At 62.6% G+C, this 14,104-nt stretch carries 11 protein-coding genes and 1 pseudogene; 7 read left to right on the top strand and 5 right to left on the bottom strand.

Features of this window, described 5'->3' with window-relative positions; genetic code table 11:
• Positions 1–163: 163 nt before the first annotated feature.
• Positions 164–1,141, top strand: coding sequence for a universal stress protein (locus tag VBE63_RS19645; RefSeq protein ID WP_323684714.1), 978 nt, complete (start codon positions 164–166; stop codon positions 1,139–1,141).
• A gap of 92 nt (positions 1,142–1,233) precedes the next feature.
• Here VBE63_RS19645 and VBE63_RS19640 read toward each other — a convergent pair whose 3' ends face one another.
• On the bottom strand, positions 1,234–2,919 hold the full coding sequence (locus VBE63_RS19640) for a cation:proton antiporter (RefSeq protein WP_323684713.1): 1,686 nt from the start codon (positions 2,917–2,919) through the stop codon (positions 1,234–1,236).
• A 321-nt stretch (positions 2,920–3,240) separates the two neighbouring features.
• Between VBE63_RS19640 and VBE63_RS19635 the strand changes: the two genes are divergently transcribed.
• Both VBE63_RS19635 and VBE63_RS19630 read left to right on the top strand, forming a co-directional pair.
• A complete protein-coding gene (locus VBE63_RS19635; RefSeq protein WP_323684712.1) occupies positions 3,241–4,821 on the top strand; it encodes a peptide chain release factor 3 in 1,581 nt (526 codons plus the stop codon).
• A gap of 101 nt (positions 4,822–4,922) precedes the next feature.
• Positions 4,923–5,969, top strand: coding sequence for a hypothetical protein (locus VBE63_RS19630; protein WP_323684711.1), 1,047 nt, complete (start codon positions 4,923–4,925; stop codon positions 5,967–5,969).
• 222 nt (positions 5,970–6,191) lie between these two features.
• On the opposite strand, the gene VBE63_RS19625 is transcribed toward VBE63_RS19630, so the two are convergent.
• Positions 6,192–6,797, bottom strand: a complete 606-nt coding sequence (locus VBE63_RS19625) for a DUF938 domain-containing protein (protein WP_323684710.1) — start codon at positions 6,795–6,797, stop codon at positions 6,192–6,194.
• Between the two features lie 228 nt (positions 6,798–7,025).
• Between VBE63_RS19625 and VBE63_RS19620 the strand changes: the two genes are divergently transcribed.
• Positions 7,026–8,132: a hypothetical protein gene (locus VBE63_RS19620; protein ID WP_323684709.1), complete on the top strand. Its 1,107-nt coding sequence runs from the start codon at positions 7,026–7,028 to the stop codon at positions 8,130–8,132.
• 6 nt (positions 8,133–8,138) lie between these two features.
• The gene (locus VBE63_RS19615; RefSeq protein ID WP_323684708.1) at positions 8,139–8,738 is read left to right on the top strand and encodes a hypothetical protein; all 600 of its coding nucleotides are present in this window, start codon (positions 8,139–8,141) and stop codon (positions 8,736–8,738) included.
• Here the strand turns inward: VBE63_RS19615 and VBE63_RS19610 are convergent.
• Positions 8,735–8,881: pseudogene (locus VBE63_RS19610) on the bottom strand (diguanylate cyclase domain-containing protein); the annotation flags it as partial. The gene VBE63_RS19615 and the pseudogene VBE63_RS19610 overlap by 4 nt on opposite strands.
• Before the next feature lie 219 nt (positions 8,882–9,100).
• Between VBE63_RS19610 and VBE63_RS19605 the strand changes: the two are divergent.
• Positions 9,101–10,498, top strand: a complete 1,398-nt coding sequence (locus VBE63_RS19605; RefSeq protein ID WP_323684707.1) for a Fic family protein — start codon at positions 9,101–9,103, stop codon at positions 10,496–10,498.
• A 44-nt stretch (positions 10,499–10,542) separates the two neighbouring features.
• On the opposite strand, the gene VBE63_RS19600 is transcribed toward VBE63_RS19605, so the two are convergent.
• Positions 10,543–12,609 (bottom strand): NAD(+) synthase, encoded by a 2,067-nt coding sequence (locus VBE63_RS19600; RefSeq protein ID WP_323684706.1) that lies wholly within the window; start codon positions 12,607–12,609, stop codon positions 10,543–10,545.
• Positions 12,610–12,852: 243 nt separating this feature from the next.
• Between VBE63_RS19600 and VBE63_RS19595 the strand changes: the two genes are divergently transcribed.
• Positions 12,853–13,014 carry a hypothetical protein gene (locus VBE63_RS19595; protein WP_323684705.1) on the top strand — a complete coding sequence of 54 codons (162 nt, stop codon included), beginning with the start codon at positions 12,853–12,855 and terminating at the stop codon, positions 13,012–13,014.
• 39 nt (positions 13,015–13,053) lie between these two features.
• Here VBE63_RS19595 and VBE63_RS19590 read toward each other — a convergent pair.
• Positions 13,054–14,104, bottom strand: a 1,051-nt coding sequence (locus VBE63_RS19590) for an AAA family ATPase (protein WP_323684704.1), incomplete at its 5' end; no start/stop codon positions are given.

The raw sequence follows: 14,104 nt of genomic DNA, 5'->3' as shown, positions 1-14,104 counted from the left end.
AATATAAAACAAGGTCTTAAGATGACTCACAAGGCCACCCAACAGGTGAAGCAATGATCATCTGCAATGTATTGAAATCTCAGCGCTAATCTGCGTAATCTGCGGTTGAAAGGCTCTTTTTAGCTAGCCAACCACGAACCCCTTACCGAGGCTCGGATCAGCGATGAAGCACTTTACCAATATCCTCTACGTCTTGGAGCAGGATGCCGAGCAGCCTTGCGGTCTGGAGCGCGCCGTTGCATTGGCGCGGGGCAATCAGGCCCGGCTCAAGGTGGTCTCGGTGATCGAGTCGCTGCCGGCTGGAGCACCCTTGGAGGGCTTGGATCTCACCACCGATGATCTGCAAGCGGCGAGCCTCGCCGAATCTGAGCAGCGCCTGAACGCGCTGGTCGAGCCGCTGCGAGAAGCGGTCGCGATCGAGACCAAGGTGCTGACCGGGAAACTGTTTCTCGAGGTGATTCGGGAGGTCGTGCGGCACGACCATGACCTGGTGATGAAATGCGTTGGCGACAAGCCGCCAATGGCGGCGTTGTTTGGCAGCGAGGATCTGCATCTGTTGCGCAAATGTCCCTGCCCGCTCTGGCTGGGCCGACCGCAGGATGCGTTGAATTACCGCCGCGTGTTGGCGGCGGTCGATGTGGAGCCGCTGGTCGCAGCCAAGGAGCAAGCGCAGCAGCAGGCGCTGAACGCGACGATCTTGGATCTCGCGGCCGCGCTGGCGACCTCGGAATTCGCCGAATTGCATGTCGCCCACGCCTGGACCGCGCTCGGCGAGCCGATCTTGCGCGGTGGCATGCTGACCACGCCCGCCGAGACGAAGATCGACGCCTACATCGAGGCCGAGCGACGCCGCCATGGCCAGGCGCTGCAACAGGCGCTGGCGGATCTGGAGGCACGCGCTGGGACCGAGGTCATGCAGTGGCTAAAACCAGTACGGCATCTGCCCAAAGGCGCCGCGCGCGAGGAACTGCCGGCGCTGGCGACGCGCATCGATGCCGACATCCTCGTGCTCGGTACCCTAGGACGCAGCGGCGTCTCTGGTCTGCTCATCGGCAATACCGCCGAGGCCGTGCTGCAACGGATCGACTGTGCGGTGTTGGCGGTGAAGCCCGAGGGTTTTGTCTGCCCAGTCGTTGCTTAAGGCGATTTCTGGCAAAGCTGATACCGCCTTGCTTGTCTTTTCGCTCGCCTTCTGCGCTATGCGTCTTCGGAACGCGCTTTTCCGTCAATCGACTAACGCCCTTCAGCGGTGCGTTTGCGCTGGATGTCGATGATGTTGTCAGCGGCGAAATCGACGGCATCGCGGAACGGGTAGAGGATGACCGGCGCACCGGCGCGCCAGAGCTGGGCGCCGCGGGCTTCATCGCGCGCGACCACGGCGATCTCGCCGTTGAAGCGGCGCTCCGCTAATGCCTGCAGCAGCATCCGATTTGAGTCGATATCCGGCAGGGTGCTGATCACCCACTGCAGCCCGTCCAGGGGCAAGGTGTCGAGGAAGGCCGGGTCATGGCCATCACCAAAGCAGACCGGGAGCTCGTCTTGGGTGAGATGGCGCACCAGATCAGGGTCACAATCGACGCCGAGCACGCGCATGTCCGCGGCGCTCAAGCGCTTCGCTAAGCGCAGCCCATAGCGGCCGAGGCCGAGCACCAACACCTGCGGGCGCAGATCCGCTGAGACCTGGGCCTCGGCGGCGATCTCGCGGAAGGGCGTGCGGCGCTCGAAGACGCCGAGCACCGGCGCCAGCAACCGATACAGCGGCTGCGAGTACAGGATCATGTAGGTCGACAGGGTGATGGTGATGATGCCGACCAGGGTCGTCACGCCAAGCGCCTCGACGCCGATATGGCCGAGGCCGATGCCCATGGCGATGAAAACGATCGAGAATTCGCTGATCTGTGCCACCGTCAGTCCGGCCAAGAAGCCGGTGCGCTTGCGGTAGCCCATCACGCCCATGATGGCCATGACGATCAACGGATTGCCGATGAGCACGAAGAGCGAGAGCAGGATCGCCGGCAAGACCTCGGCGCCGAGGGTCGAGAAATCGAGCTCGGCGCCCAGGTCGACGAAGAAGAACAGCAACAGGAAATCACGGATGCCGCTCAGACGCGCGCTGATCGCCTCGCGGTAGACGGTGGAGGCGAGCGAGAAGCCGGCCAGGAAGGCGCCGGCCTCCTTGGAGAAGCCGACCCATTCGCCAAGAGCCGCCAACCCGGTGCCCCAGGCGATGGCAAAGATCAGCAGCAGCTCCTGCGAGCGCGCCATGCTGCGCAGCAGCGGCGGGATCAGGTAGCGCATGAGCAGGAACATCAGCAGGGCCGCGCCGAGGATGCGGGCCGCGAGGGAAACGGCGATCTCCCAGGCCGGCGCGTCGCCGCCAGCGCCAAGCGCGCTCATCGCCATCATCGCCACCACCACGGCGATGTCCTGCACGATCAGGAAGCCGATCGCGATGCGCCCGTGCAGGGCATCGAGCTCGCCCTTATCCGAGAGCAGCTTGACGATGATGATAGTGCTCGAGAAGGTCAGCGCGACGGCGATATAGAGCGCCTCGACGACGCCTTTGCCGAGCGCCAGGATGAGCAGGAAGCCGAAGACGATGGTGAAGGCGAGCTGGCCTAAGCCGGTCGCCAGCGCCACCTTGCCGATGTCGCGCACGCGCGTGAGATCGAGCTTGAGCCCGACCACGAACAGCAACACCGAGACACCGATCTGCGCTAGCACGCTGACCTGATCGTGAGAGGTCACCAACTCGAACCCTGCCGGTCCGACCGCGATGCCGACGATGATGTAGGCGATCAGTACTGGCTGACGCAGGCGCACCGCAAGCGCGCCGGCTGCCGCCGCGAGGACCAGCAGCAGCGCCAGTTCGGTAAATGGATCGAAGGCCGGTAGGCTAATGGGCAGGCTGATTGGCATGGATTCACGCCTCATGAGAGTCAATCTATACACTAGCACGGGCAGTGATCTGGGTGGCGGCGAGGGTAGCGGTCCGGGCACCGGTTCAAGCAGCGCTCAAGGCAGAGTCGACAGGCGTCGTCAAGGGCCTGGTTGATGCTGGTCTGGCTGCTGGCGATGCTGCCGCTGCTGTCGACTGGGCGCTGTATTCGCTCTGTCCGCGCCCTGATACATCCCCCGACCTCGTTGAGCCTTGAGGTCATCAGGTTTTGATGCTGCCGGAGCCGAGCCTCGGTTAGACTAGTGGGTTTTGCGACGCGCCAACCCAGGCAGCCCAAGATCATGTCCCAGCTGGAAGAACAGCTCCATCGCCGGCGCACCTTTGCGATCATCTCGCATCCAGACGCCGGTAAGACCACCTTGACCGAGAAACTGCTGCTATTCGGCGGCGCCATTCAGCTCGCCGGCACCGTCAAGGGCCGCAAGGCCGCGCGCCATGCGACCTCAGACTGGATGGAGCTGGAGAAGCAGCGCGGTATCTCGGTCACCTCCTCAGTGATGCAGTTTCCTTACCATGAGTCGATCGTCAACCTGCTCGATACACCGGGCCATGGCGACTTCTCGGAGGATACCTATCGCACCCTGACCGCGGTCGACTCGGCGCTGATGGTGATCGATGTCGCCAAGGGCGTCGAGGAGCGGACCATCAAGCTGATGGACGTCTGCCGACTGCGCAGTACGCCGATCCTCACCTTCGTCAACAAGCTCGACCGCGAGGGCCGCGATGCGATCGAGGTCTTGGACGAGATCGAGCAGGTGCTGCAGATCCGCTGCGCGCCGGTGACCTGGCCGATCGGTATGGGCAAGCGCTTCAAGGGCGTTTACGACCTGCGCCATGATCGCACCCACCTGTTCAGCGCCACGCACGGCGGCCACATTCAATCCGGCGAGGTGATCGAGGGGCTGAACAACCCGCGCATGGACGAACTGCTCGGTGACCAGGCCGATGAGCTGCGTGAGGAGCTGGAGCTGGTGCAGGGCGCGAGCCATCCCCTGGATCTGGATGACTATCTGGCCGGTCAGCAGACGCCGGTGTTCTTCGGCTCGGCGATCAACAACTTCGGCGTCAAGGAACTGCTCGATGCCTTTGTCGAGTACGCGCCGGCGCCCTTGCCGCGTCCAACGCGCGAGCGGCCGGTCGAGCCCAAGGAGCAAAAATTCACCGGCTTCGTGTTTAAGATCCAGGCCAACATGGACCCGGCGCACCGCGACCGAGTCGCCTTCCTGCGCGTCTGCTCGGGCAGCTATAAGAAGGGCATGAAGATGCGCCATGTGCGCATCGGCAAGTCGGTACAGGTGGCTAATGCCATCACCTTCCAAGCCGACGAGCGGCGCCAGGTCGAGGAGGCCTGGCCGGGCGACATCATCGGCCTGCACAACCATGGCACCATCCAGATCGGCGATACCTTTACCGACGGCGAAGACCTCAAGTACGAGGGCGTGCCCTATTTTGCGCCCGAGCTGTTCCGGCGCGTGGTGCTCAAGGACCCGCTGAAGACCAAGGCCTTGCAGAAGGGCGTGCTGCAGCTGTGCGAGGAGGGCGCCACTCAGGTCTTTCGTCCGCTGAAGAACAACGACATCATCCTCGGCGCGGTCGGTGTGCTGCAGTTCGAAGTGGCCGCCTATCGGCTCAAGGGTGAATATGGCGTTGAGGCGGTGGTTGAGGCGGTGAGCGTGAACACCGCGCGCTGGGTCGAGTGCGATGATCCGAAGATGCTCGTGCGCTTCAAAGAGAAGGCCTACGAGAATCTGGCCTTGGATGGCGACGATCAGCTGGTGTATCTGGCGCCGACGCGGGTCAATCTTGACCTGACCCAGGAGCGTTGGCCGGATATTCGGTTCCTCGCCACGCGCGAGCTTTGAGGTTTGATTAAGAACCACAGACAGACAGAGACAGAGACAGAGATAGAGATAGACGCAGATCCTTGCTGTTTCTATCCATCAGGCCTGACTGAGGTGCAGTGATGACCGTGCATGACCAGGGGGCTAAGGCGGGGTTACGGGTGCTTGCGCCGGGTCTGTTGGGTCCGGTACCGCTGTTGTCTGAGCAGGCCCCAGCAACACCGGTACTCGATCTACTGCTCAAGCGCGGTCGGCCGCGGCATGCACCTAATGCCCAGGTCGAGCCCACTTGCTTGACAGGGCGCTTGTTAACGCTTTTTGGTGCGGCCTCGAGTGCGCCTTATGCGCGCGCTGCGGATGATCCGAGCTGGGATCGGCAAGGCATGGTGCTGCAGGCTGACCCGGTCCATCTGCGCCCGGATCGCGATCAGCTGCGGTTGTTTGATGCTCGCCATCTTGGCATCAGTCAGGCGGAAGCCGATGCGCTGGTGCAAGAGGTCAACGCGCATCTTGTCGACGATGGGCTGCGGCTGGTGGCGCCGGTGGCCTCGCGCTGGTACCTGGAGCTGGCCGAGTCGCCGCAGATCGAGACCCATCCGCTCGAGACCGTGATCGGGCGCCACATCGATGGCTTCTTGCCGACCGGTGCCGATGCCGGCCGTTGGGCGGCATTGATGACCGAGCTGCAGATGCTGCTGTTCCAGTCGCCGGTCAACCAGGCGCGGCAGGAGCGTGGGCGACCGGCGGTGAATGCGCTCTGGATCTCGGGCGTTGGGCACTGGCAGCCGCTGGCGCTGGAGCCGAATCGCTCGCCAGGCTGGTCGCGCCTCTGCGCTGATCATGCCTTGGCGCGGGGCTTGGCCATGGCTGCTGGGCTTGAGGTGCTGCCGGCTGCGGCGCCTGCGGATCAGCCTGGCACCTTGATGGTTGCCGATGAGATGGCGGACGGCATGCTCGACGCCGATGCTGGGCTCTGGACAGCGGCTGCGGCGCGTTTGGAGACCCGCTTGGAGGGTGCTTTCAGCGCCTTGCGCACGGGTCAGATCGTTGCCATCGAGCTCGATCTCTGCGATGGACGCTGCTGGCAGTTGACCAGGGGGAGGCTCCGCCAGTTCTGGCGTCGCAGTCCTTCGCTGGCTCAGCGTGTTGCCTCTCAGTCCTTACCGTGAAACAAGCGCTTCATGGTCCAGGGTGGCGACGCGCTATGCACGTTGGTTCAATAAGTAACGGTTCAGAAACAAGTGGCACAACTCCACCAAAGATGACCGCCCAAGAACGGCTTAGCTGGCCAGTAGATGTTCCGGTTATTCTTGCACCGTTCCTAAGGGGGGTTCAGGGAATCTGCGCCATCTGCAGTTTAGGCTTATGCGTTGATCTGCTTTGTCTTGATCTTAGTGGCGGCGCCAGAGCAAGGTGCGGTTGTTCACTGGCATGGGGATATCGGCCTCGAGCGCGAGACCGGCAGCAGCGGCAAACCGTTCGAGATCGCGGCGGTCGCGCACACCACTGAGGGGGTCGCGCAGGCGCAGTGAGCGATCAAAAAGGGCATTGCTCTCGCTGTTGTGCTGGCCATCGAGGCTAAAGGGTCCATAGAGCAGGAACAGGCCCTCGCTTGGCAGCAGTGCGCCGACGCCGGTGAACATCCGCTCGACCTGCGCCAGCGACATGATGTGCGCGGTATTGGCGCTGTAAATCGCGTCATAGTCAGTGCCGCTGAATGCGTCGATCCAGTCGGCATCGACGTCGAGTTCCAATGGGGCAGGCAGGTTTGGCAGCCCAGCCTCCTCGATCCACAGCCTGATCCCGGGCAGGTGATAGGCCACATCAGTGCATTGCCAGCGCAACTGCGGCAAGGCCGAGGCAAAGTGGACGCCGTGCTGGCCGGTGCCGCTGCCGATCTCGAGCACGGAGCGTGCCGAGGTCAACCTTGGCGCAATGACCTCCAAGATCGGCTGTTTGTTCTCTTCGCTGGAAGGCGAGAAGGGTTTGTTCGTCATGCCTGAGGTCGCTCGCTCGGTTAGCCGACGGGCCAGGATCATCGTTGCCGCCGTTGTGCCGGTGAGTTAAGGCTCGAGGGTCGCTTTCGCAACGGGCATCCTGAGTCGGCGCTGATGCCGGTGGCGCGGATCGGCTATGATGCGCATCTGCTGGCCGTTCAATACTCCCAGCCTGATAACCTCATTAGACCCCTGTTCAACCTCCGTTACCTCCGTGATGAGACATCGATGCGTGGAACGCTCCTGAGCACTGTGCTGATCAGCGTCGCGCTGCTGGCGGGTTGCGCTGCTGGTGGCTTGCGCGATGATGGCAGCGATGCGCTCAAGGCGCCGGGCGCGATGCGCGCAGGTCGTGCGACTGTCTTGGAGGACGGGTCGAGTGTCTCGGGTGGCAGACTTGACGCGGGCTCGGCCGGCAGTGCCGCGGCCTCAGTCACCTTCGAGACGGGCGACCCTGAGCGCCAGCAAGGATCTGGCGAGCCGCCCATCTTGCCGAACGAGGGCATCTTATTCGATCAGGATTTTGATCAGGATTTTGATCAGAAAGTATTCGATAAGGGCGTGCTCTATGCAATGGCCTATCTGCCCTCAGCGAGCAACGTTGAGACCGAGCGCGCCAACAGCCTAGCAGCGCTCTATGCGGATGCGCGCCCCGGCTACGATCTCTACACCTTTGTCCTCGGTGGTCCGGTTGGGCCGCAGCCGGGTAGCGAAGCGGCGGCCTACGATGAACTGCTGCGCGTGATTGAGACCTACGTGCTTGGAGACCCTGCTGAGTCGGGCGCGGCGCGCGGGCAGCATGGCTTCTTGATCCAGGTCGATCCTTTGCTCGATGGTCAGTTCGATGCAGGACGGTCTTCTGATGCAGGGTCAGAGGCTGGACAGGCTGCCGACGCGGGATCATCTGGCGCCTCGCTGGCGGAGCGGGCGCGGCCCGGACTCTCGTTGCAGATGCAGGCGGCGCTGGCTCGGCAACTGCGCGTGTTTGGCCATGTCGAGTTGGCGGACAGGCTCGAGTCTTCGAGCGGCCCGTTCCTGGTCTCCAGCCTGCGACCAGCGTTGATCCCGATGTCAGAGCAGGTGCCGCTGCTGATCGTCGATCTCCACAGGCTTGGGCCTGAGTACATGTACTCGCTGATTGACGCTTATGATCGGCCCATCCCCAGCGAGCTGCGTGGTCGTCCGGAGAGCCTGTCGGCGATTGGACGCCGTGTGCAGGGCATGTTTCCCAATCGGCGTCTCGACACTGGTGCTGAGCCGCCGCCATCGGGAACCTGGATTTGGCTGATCGGTGAGCCTGGCCGGGGCCTTGCGTCGGCGGCTGCGACTTTTTGAGGAGGTATGATCTTGGGCGGACGACTGAGCGGTTTAATTCGATTCCTGATCGGCATTCTGCTGCTGCAGTCAGCCACGGCGTTGCTCACCTATACGGCACTGATGACCGATCTCGAGCAGACGATCTATCTCTTTGCCGGCGTCGCCGCGTTGCTGGGCTTCTTGGTGGCGCTCTGGTTCGATTCCGTGGTTGGCACCGTGCGCGAGCAGACGCTGTCAAAGCAGCAGAAGCAGCACACGCGCGAGCGCGAGAAGCTGCGCATGCAAGCCGAGCGCGAGAAGGCCAAGCTGGTGGCGCGCAAGAGCAAGGATTCGGGCGGCGCCAAGCTGCGTACAGGGGTTGCGGTGGGTGGCGTGGTCGGGGTCGGCGTGGCGATGATGTTCGCCCAGTTCCTGACGCTTGGGCTGCTCACGATCGCAACCGCCGGTGGCGCAGCGGCCGGTTATGGCCTGCGTGTTCGCCAGGAGAAGCGCCTGCGCATCCATAGTGCAGCCCTGAACAACGAGCGGTTGATCGCGTCCTCTGCCGAAGAGCTCCCAGCGCTCGAGGCGCAGACGTCGGGGGTGGTCCGGCGGCGGAAGAAGCCCAAGAACGTGACCGGCTAGTCAGCTGACAAGGCGAATCGGTTCTTGCCCGACTGCTTGGCCTGGTACATGGCGTGATCGGCCTGACGGAGCAATTGGTCGCCGTCCAGTTCCTCCGCCTGCGGGTAGAAGGCGACGCCAAGGCTGGCTGCGCGGCGGCGGCGTGTAGGCGCTCGATTCGTGTCGGGAATGCGTGGTTGTCGGACAGGCTCCTAGAATCTAAATGCGACTTTTGGACTGCTGCCTATACGCAGACGAAACGATCATAATAACTGTAGGTTCGCGACGAAAAAGACGGTTTATAGGACGCCAAATATTTTTAGCGACAAATAAACCGGGGATTTGTCGCGTAAACGCTTTTTTGGCGACATATCATCCTCCGCATGCCAAAGCAGATTTCCACACAAGAGCTTGAGACTATCCTGGCGATCGTGGCGGCTCATCCAGACGGCGTGCAGATCCAGACCATCCGCGAGGGGCTGGCGAATCAACTTCCGCCGCGCATGCTGCAGCGCCGCCTGGCTTTGCTGCTCGAACAGAAGCGGTTGGTGGCCGAGGGGCAGGGCAAAGGTCGTCGCTATCGCGTCCCCGTCACCATCACCGGTAGCGCCAACCTGACACTGGGGAAGGTCACGGCCACAGCGCGCGCTGAGCTGTATGTTCCGATCTCGCCCGAAGGGTTGGCGATCAAGGAGTCGGTTCGAGCGCCGATTCAACACCGGCAGCCGATTGGTTATCGGCGGGCCTTTCTTGACGACTACCGACCGAATGAAACTTGGTACTTGCCTTCAGAAACCCGTCAGCGTCTGCTGGAGATGGGGCGCCCGCCCGGCGCTGAGCGTCCAGCTGGGACCTACGCGCGCATCATCTACAATCGTCTGCTGATTGACCTCTCTTGGAATTCCAGTCGCCTGGAAGGGAATACCTATTCGTTGCTTGAGACCGAGCGCCTGCTCGAATTGGGCGAGGTCGCCGAGGGTAAGGATGCGCTGGAAGCGCAGATGATCCTGAACCACAAGGGGGCCATTGAATTGCTCGTCGAGCAGGCCAGCGAGATCGGTTTTCATCGCTACACGATCCTGAATCTGCGTGGTCTGCTGGCGGACAATCTACTCGCCGATCCGTTGGCTGGCGGTCGCTTGCGGCGCATAGGGGTAGGTATCGACGGAACCGTCTACCATCCGCTAGAGGTACCACAGCTCATCGAGGAATGCTTCCGGGATATTCTCGATACCGCGGCTGCGATTGCTGACCCTTTTGAGCAGGCCTTCTTTGCCCTCGTTCACCTCGCTTACCTGCAGCCATTTGAAGACGTGAACAAGCGCGTTTCTCGTCTGGCAGCGAATATCCCGCTCATTCGCGACAATCTCTGCCCGCTGTCTTTTGTGGATGTTCCAGAGCGCGCGTATATTGACGGCGTGTTGGGTGTCTATGAGCTGAATCGCATCGAGCTGTTACGCGATGTGTTCGTTTGGGCCTATCAGCGGTCCTGCGCACGCTACTCTGCCGTGCGCCAGTCATTGGGCGAGCCGGACCCCTTCCGCTTGCGTTACCGGACGTTGGTTGCCGAGGTGGTCGCGACCCTGGTTCGCGCCGGGCTGGACAAGAAGGCGACGACGGCATTGGTCCGGCAACGTGCCGCGGAGCAGTTGCCGTTAGAGGATCAGGCGCGGTTTGTCGAGGTTGTGGAGACCGAGATGATGAGCCTCCATGAAGGCAACATCGCTCGTTACCGCCTGCGGCCCTCTGAGTATCAAGCTTGGCGGCAAGGCTGGCGCTGACTGGGATTGAGCATGCCGACCCCGGTGACCGCCATGCTTGCGGATCAAAGATCAGGCACGTTCTCGCGCAGTTCTTGAAGCCAGATCTTTGCTTCGGCATCGCTAGGAGCGCGCCAGTCACCGCGCGGCGAGAGTGAGCCGCCGGAGCCGACCTTGGGGCCGTTCGGCATGCAACTGCGCTTGAATTGGCTGATCTGGAAGAAGCGGAACAAAAAGACCTCGAGCCAGCGCTTGATCTCGGCGAGGTCATATTGGTGGCGGCGTGCCTCGGGCAGATTCTCTGGCCACTGGCCTTGGGTCTTGTCATGCCAGGCGTGCCAGGCGAGGAAGGCGACCTTGCTTGGGCGCAGGCCGTAGCGGCTGATCCAGTAGGTGTTGAAGTCCTGCAGCTCGTAGGGGCCGATCTTGGCCTCAGTGCTCTGTAGGCCGCTGGCATCGGCATTTTCCCAGTTGGCATCCGCCGGCACCAGCTCAGGCGAGATCTCGGTGTCGAGGATCGCTTGCAGCAGGGCGTTGGTGTGGGCCTCGAACTGGTCGCTAGTGATGACCCAGCGGATCAGATACTGGATCAGGGTCTTGGGCACCGACGCATTGACATTGTAATGCGACATCTGATCGCCCACGCCGTAGGTGGACCAGCCGAGTGCGATCTCGGAGAGGTCGCCGGTGCCGAGCACCAGCGCGTTGTGATGGTTGGCGAGCCGAAACAGGTGTGAGGTCCGCTCGCCGGCCTGGACGTTCTCGAAGGTGACGTCATAGACCGGCTCGCCGTCGGCGAAGGGGTGGCGCAGATCCGCGAGCATCTGCCGACAGGACGGCCGGATATCGATCTCTTCGGCGGTTGTGCCTAAGGCTTGCATCAGGCCGAGGGCGTTGGCGCGGGTTTCTTGGCTGGTGGCGAAGCCGGGCAGAGTGTAGGCGAGGATATTGCTGCGTGGCAGCCCAAGCCGGTCCATGGTGCGCGCGGCGACCAACAGGGCTTGGGTTGAATCCAGCCCGCCCGAGACGCCGATCACGATCCGGTTGATCCCGGTGGCGCGCAGGCGCTGGGCTAGACCATGGACCTGGATGTTATAGGCCTCATAGCATTGCGCATCCCGCTCGGCGCTCTTGGCCGGCACGTATGGAAAGCGGGCGATCGCTCGCTGCAAGCCGAGATCACCGCTTGGCAGCTCGGGGCTGAAGCGCACTCGGCGCATCGGTTGCAGGCGCTCGCGCTCGGCCCGGATGCTGTCGCTAAAACTGGTCGCGCGCAGGCGCTCTTGTTGCAACCGCTCCAGATCGATGTCGGCGCTGATCATCTGCTCGGTGCTTGGGAAGCGCTCGGACTCGGCTAGCAGCCGATCCTGCTCGAAGATCAGGGCATGGCCGTCCCAGGCCAGATCCGTGGTCGACTCACCCGGGCCTGCGGCGGAGTAGAGATAGGCGGCGATGCATTTACCGGATTGCGCGGCGCAGAGGTCATTGCGATAGCTCGCCTTACCGATGGTGATGTTGCTCGCGGACAGATTCAGCAGGACCGTGGCGCCGGCCATGGCGGCATAGGTGCTGGGTGGGATCGGCGCCCAGAGGTCTTCGCAGAGCTCCATGTGGAGGACCAGGCCGGGCAGGCTGCTGGCCTCGAACAGCAGGTCGGTCCCAATCGGGACGGCTTGGTCGAGCAACGCCATCTCAGGCCTGAGCAGCGCATCGGCGGCGGCAAACTGGCGCTTCTCATAGAACTCGCGATAGCTCGGCAGATAAGACTTCGGCGTCACCCCGAGGATGCGACCGGCATGGATGGCAACCGCGCAGTTGAACAGGCGCCCGTCGATGCGCAGCGGCAGACCTACCGCGATTAAAGGCGCAAGTGCGCGGCTGGCCTCGACCACCTGAGCGAGTGCCGCAAGGGCGGCATCGAGCAGGGTTTGCTGATGGAAGAGGTCATCGTTGCTGTAAGCGGTAAGTCCAAGCTCCGGAAACAGGGCGATGAGCGCACCGGCCTCATGAGCGCGACGGGCGAGGGCGATGGTCGCCGCCGCATTCGCGGGCGGGTTGCTGATCCGCACCTCGGGCACACAGACCGCGGCCCTGACCAGGCCCTGCTGATAGAGGTTGAAGAAATCGCTCACTGGGTTATGGTCCTAGGGAGCCAGCTTAACGATTGTCGGATGTCTCATCATGCGCATGTTATACCTTTCGCCCCCGGGTTTTCGCCTCAGACAAACGCTGAGATCCCTGTTTTTCGAAGCAAGACTCACCACTCACTCCTCAATACTCACTTCTGATGGGTATAGTGGAGATAGGCGATGAGCAACGGGTCTTCGGCGACCTTGTCAATCAACTGATCTCTCTTACCGCAATAGGCTCGAAGCATGATCCATCGCACGCTGACCCTCATCCTCACGACACTGTTGATCGGGCTCCTCGCCGGCTGCGTCAGCCAACCCCAGGCCGTGGACACCGCCAGCGATAGCAGCGGCCCGACGCTCTATGGCCAGCTTGGCGTCTCTATCGACCATGCCTCGGTCAAGTAGCGTCCCCACGCGCTGCAAGTGTGGTGGCGTCTCACCAGCTCACGCCGACGCAGCCGATGAACTCCGCCACAGCAGGCGCTCAAAGCCGAGCGCGACCACGGCATGGGTATGCAACCGCAAGCGCTCACCATAGGCCTGCTCCAGACCCTGGCGGTGGCGGGCCAGCTGGGCTTCGGCCGCATCCAGGCAGGCGGCGACCCTGGGCTGGGTGCTGAGCGCCTCGCGCGACTGCGCGCGCAGGGTCTCAGCGGTCTCGCCGAGATCCTGAAGGCTCAGGTATTTGAACTCGAACAGGTGATCGAGCAGCGCGAAGCGGCGCATCTCCTCGCGCACGATCAGCGACAGATCGGCATGGCCGCGCTCGATAGCGGTCTCCGAATCCATCACATAGAAGATGTCGGCGAACAGGGCGACGAGAAAGACCGTCTTGACCGTCAGCTCGTTGGACCAGCGGTAATCGCGGTTGTCGAAGACGCGCAGATGGTTGGCTTCCAGCACCTCTACCAAGGGGGCGAGTTCGCCCTCCGCGTACAGGGCCTTGGCGGCCTGAGCGAGGCTTTCGCGCTCGGGGTAGTTGGGAAACAGCTGATCACGGAACTTCTCGACATAGAGCTTGCGGATGACCAGATTGGGAATACCCAGTACCAGTTCACCGAATGGGGTATGGTCCCTGAGCGTCAGCGCGCCAAGAAAGTACAGCAGTGATCCGAGATAAGGCGCGTCTTTGGGTGCACGACGCAGGTCTTCAACACCAAAGCGGTGCGCCAGGCTGGCAATCAGTGGCGGGTGCTCGGGATCAAGCGCAGCGCCGATGAGTTCCTCCCCATGCGGCTGGCGGGCGACGAAGTCGATGCGGTTGCGATCCATGGCGAGGTTGCTGTCGAGCATCTCGCGCGGCGGCGCGCCGGTGGTGGCTAAGGCCTTGAAGAAGTACAGCGCCAGGGTGGGATTATAGAGCCCTGGGCCGGGCTCGTAGCCGAAGCGGTAGCCGTTGTACCAGATCCGCATGGTCTCGAGCATGCGCGCGGACCAATCCTGGTCGCGTTGCTGCTCGGCGGCGAGCTGGTCGAGCACGGCCGCAATCTCGGCT

It is taken from the genome of Lamprobacter sp. (assembly GCF_034860625.1).
Classification (GTDB): domain Bacteria; phylum Pseudomonadota; class Gammaproteobacteria; order Chromatiales; family Chromatiaceae; genus Lamprobacter.
Note: the sequence above shows the minus strand (reverse complement) of the source record. Positions and strands in the feature narration are given on the sequence as shown.

Coding starts and splice junctions, on each gene's coding strand:
- VBE63_RS19620 (WP_323684709.1), top strand. CDS start 7,026: ATGCGTGGAACGCTCCTGAGCACTGTGCTGATCAGCGTCGCGCTGCTG.
- VBE63_RS19605 (WP_323684707.1), top strand. CDS start 9,101: ATGCCAAAGCAGATTTCCACACAAGAGCTTGAGACTATCCTGGCGATC.
- VBE63_RS19595 (WP_323684705.1), top strand. CDS start 12,853: ATGATCCATCGCACGCTGACCCTCATCCTCACGACACTGTTGATCGGG.
- VBE63_RS19625 (WP_323684710.1), bottom strand. CDS start 6,797: ATGACGAACAAACCCTTCTCGCCTTCCAGCGAAGAGAACAAACAGCCG.
- VBE63_RS19630 (WP_323684711.1), top strand. CDS start 4,923: ATGACCGTGCATGACCAGGGGGCTAAGGCGGGGTTACGGGTGCTTGCG.
- VBE63_RS19640 (WP_323684713.1), bottom strand. CDS start 2,919: ATGCCAATCAGCCTGCCCATTAGCCTACCGGCCTTCGATCCATTTACC.
- VBE63_RS19645 (WP_323684714.1), top strand. CDS start 164: ATGAAGCACTTTACCAATATCCTCTACGTCTTGGAGCAGGATGCCGAG.
- VBE63_RS19635 (WP_323684712.1), top strand. CDS start 3,241: ATGTCCCAGCTGGAAGAACAGCTCCATCGCCGGCGCACCTTTGCGATC.
- VBE63_RS19615 (WP_323684708.1), top strand. CDS start 8,139: ATGATCTTGGGCGGACGACTGAGCGGTTTAATTCGATTCCTGATCGGC.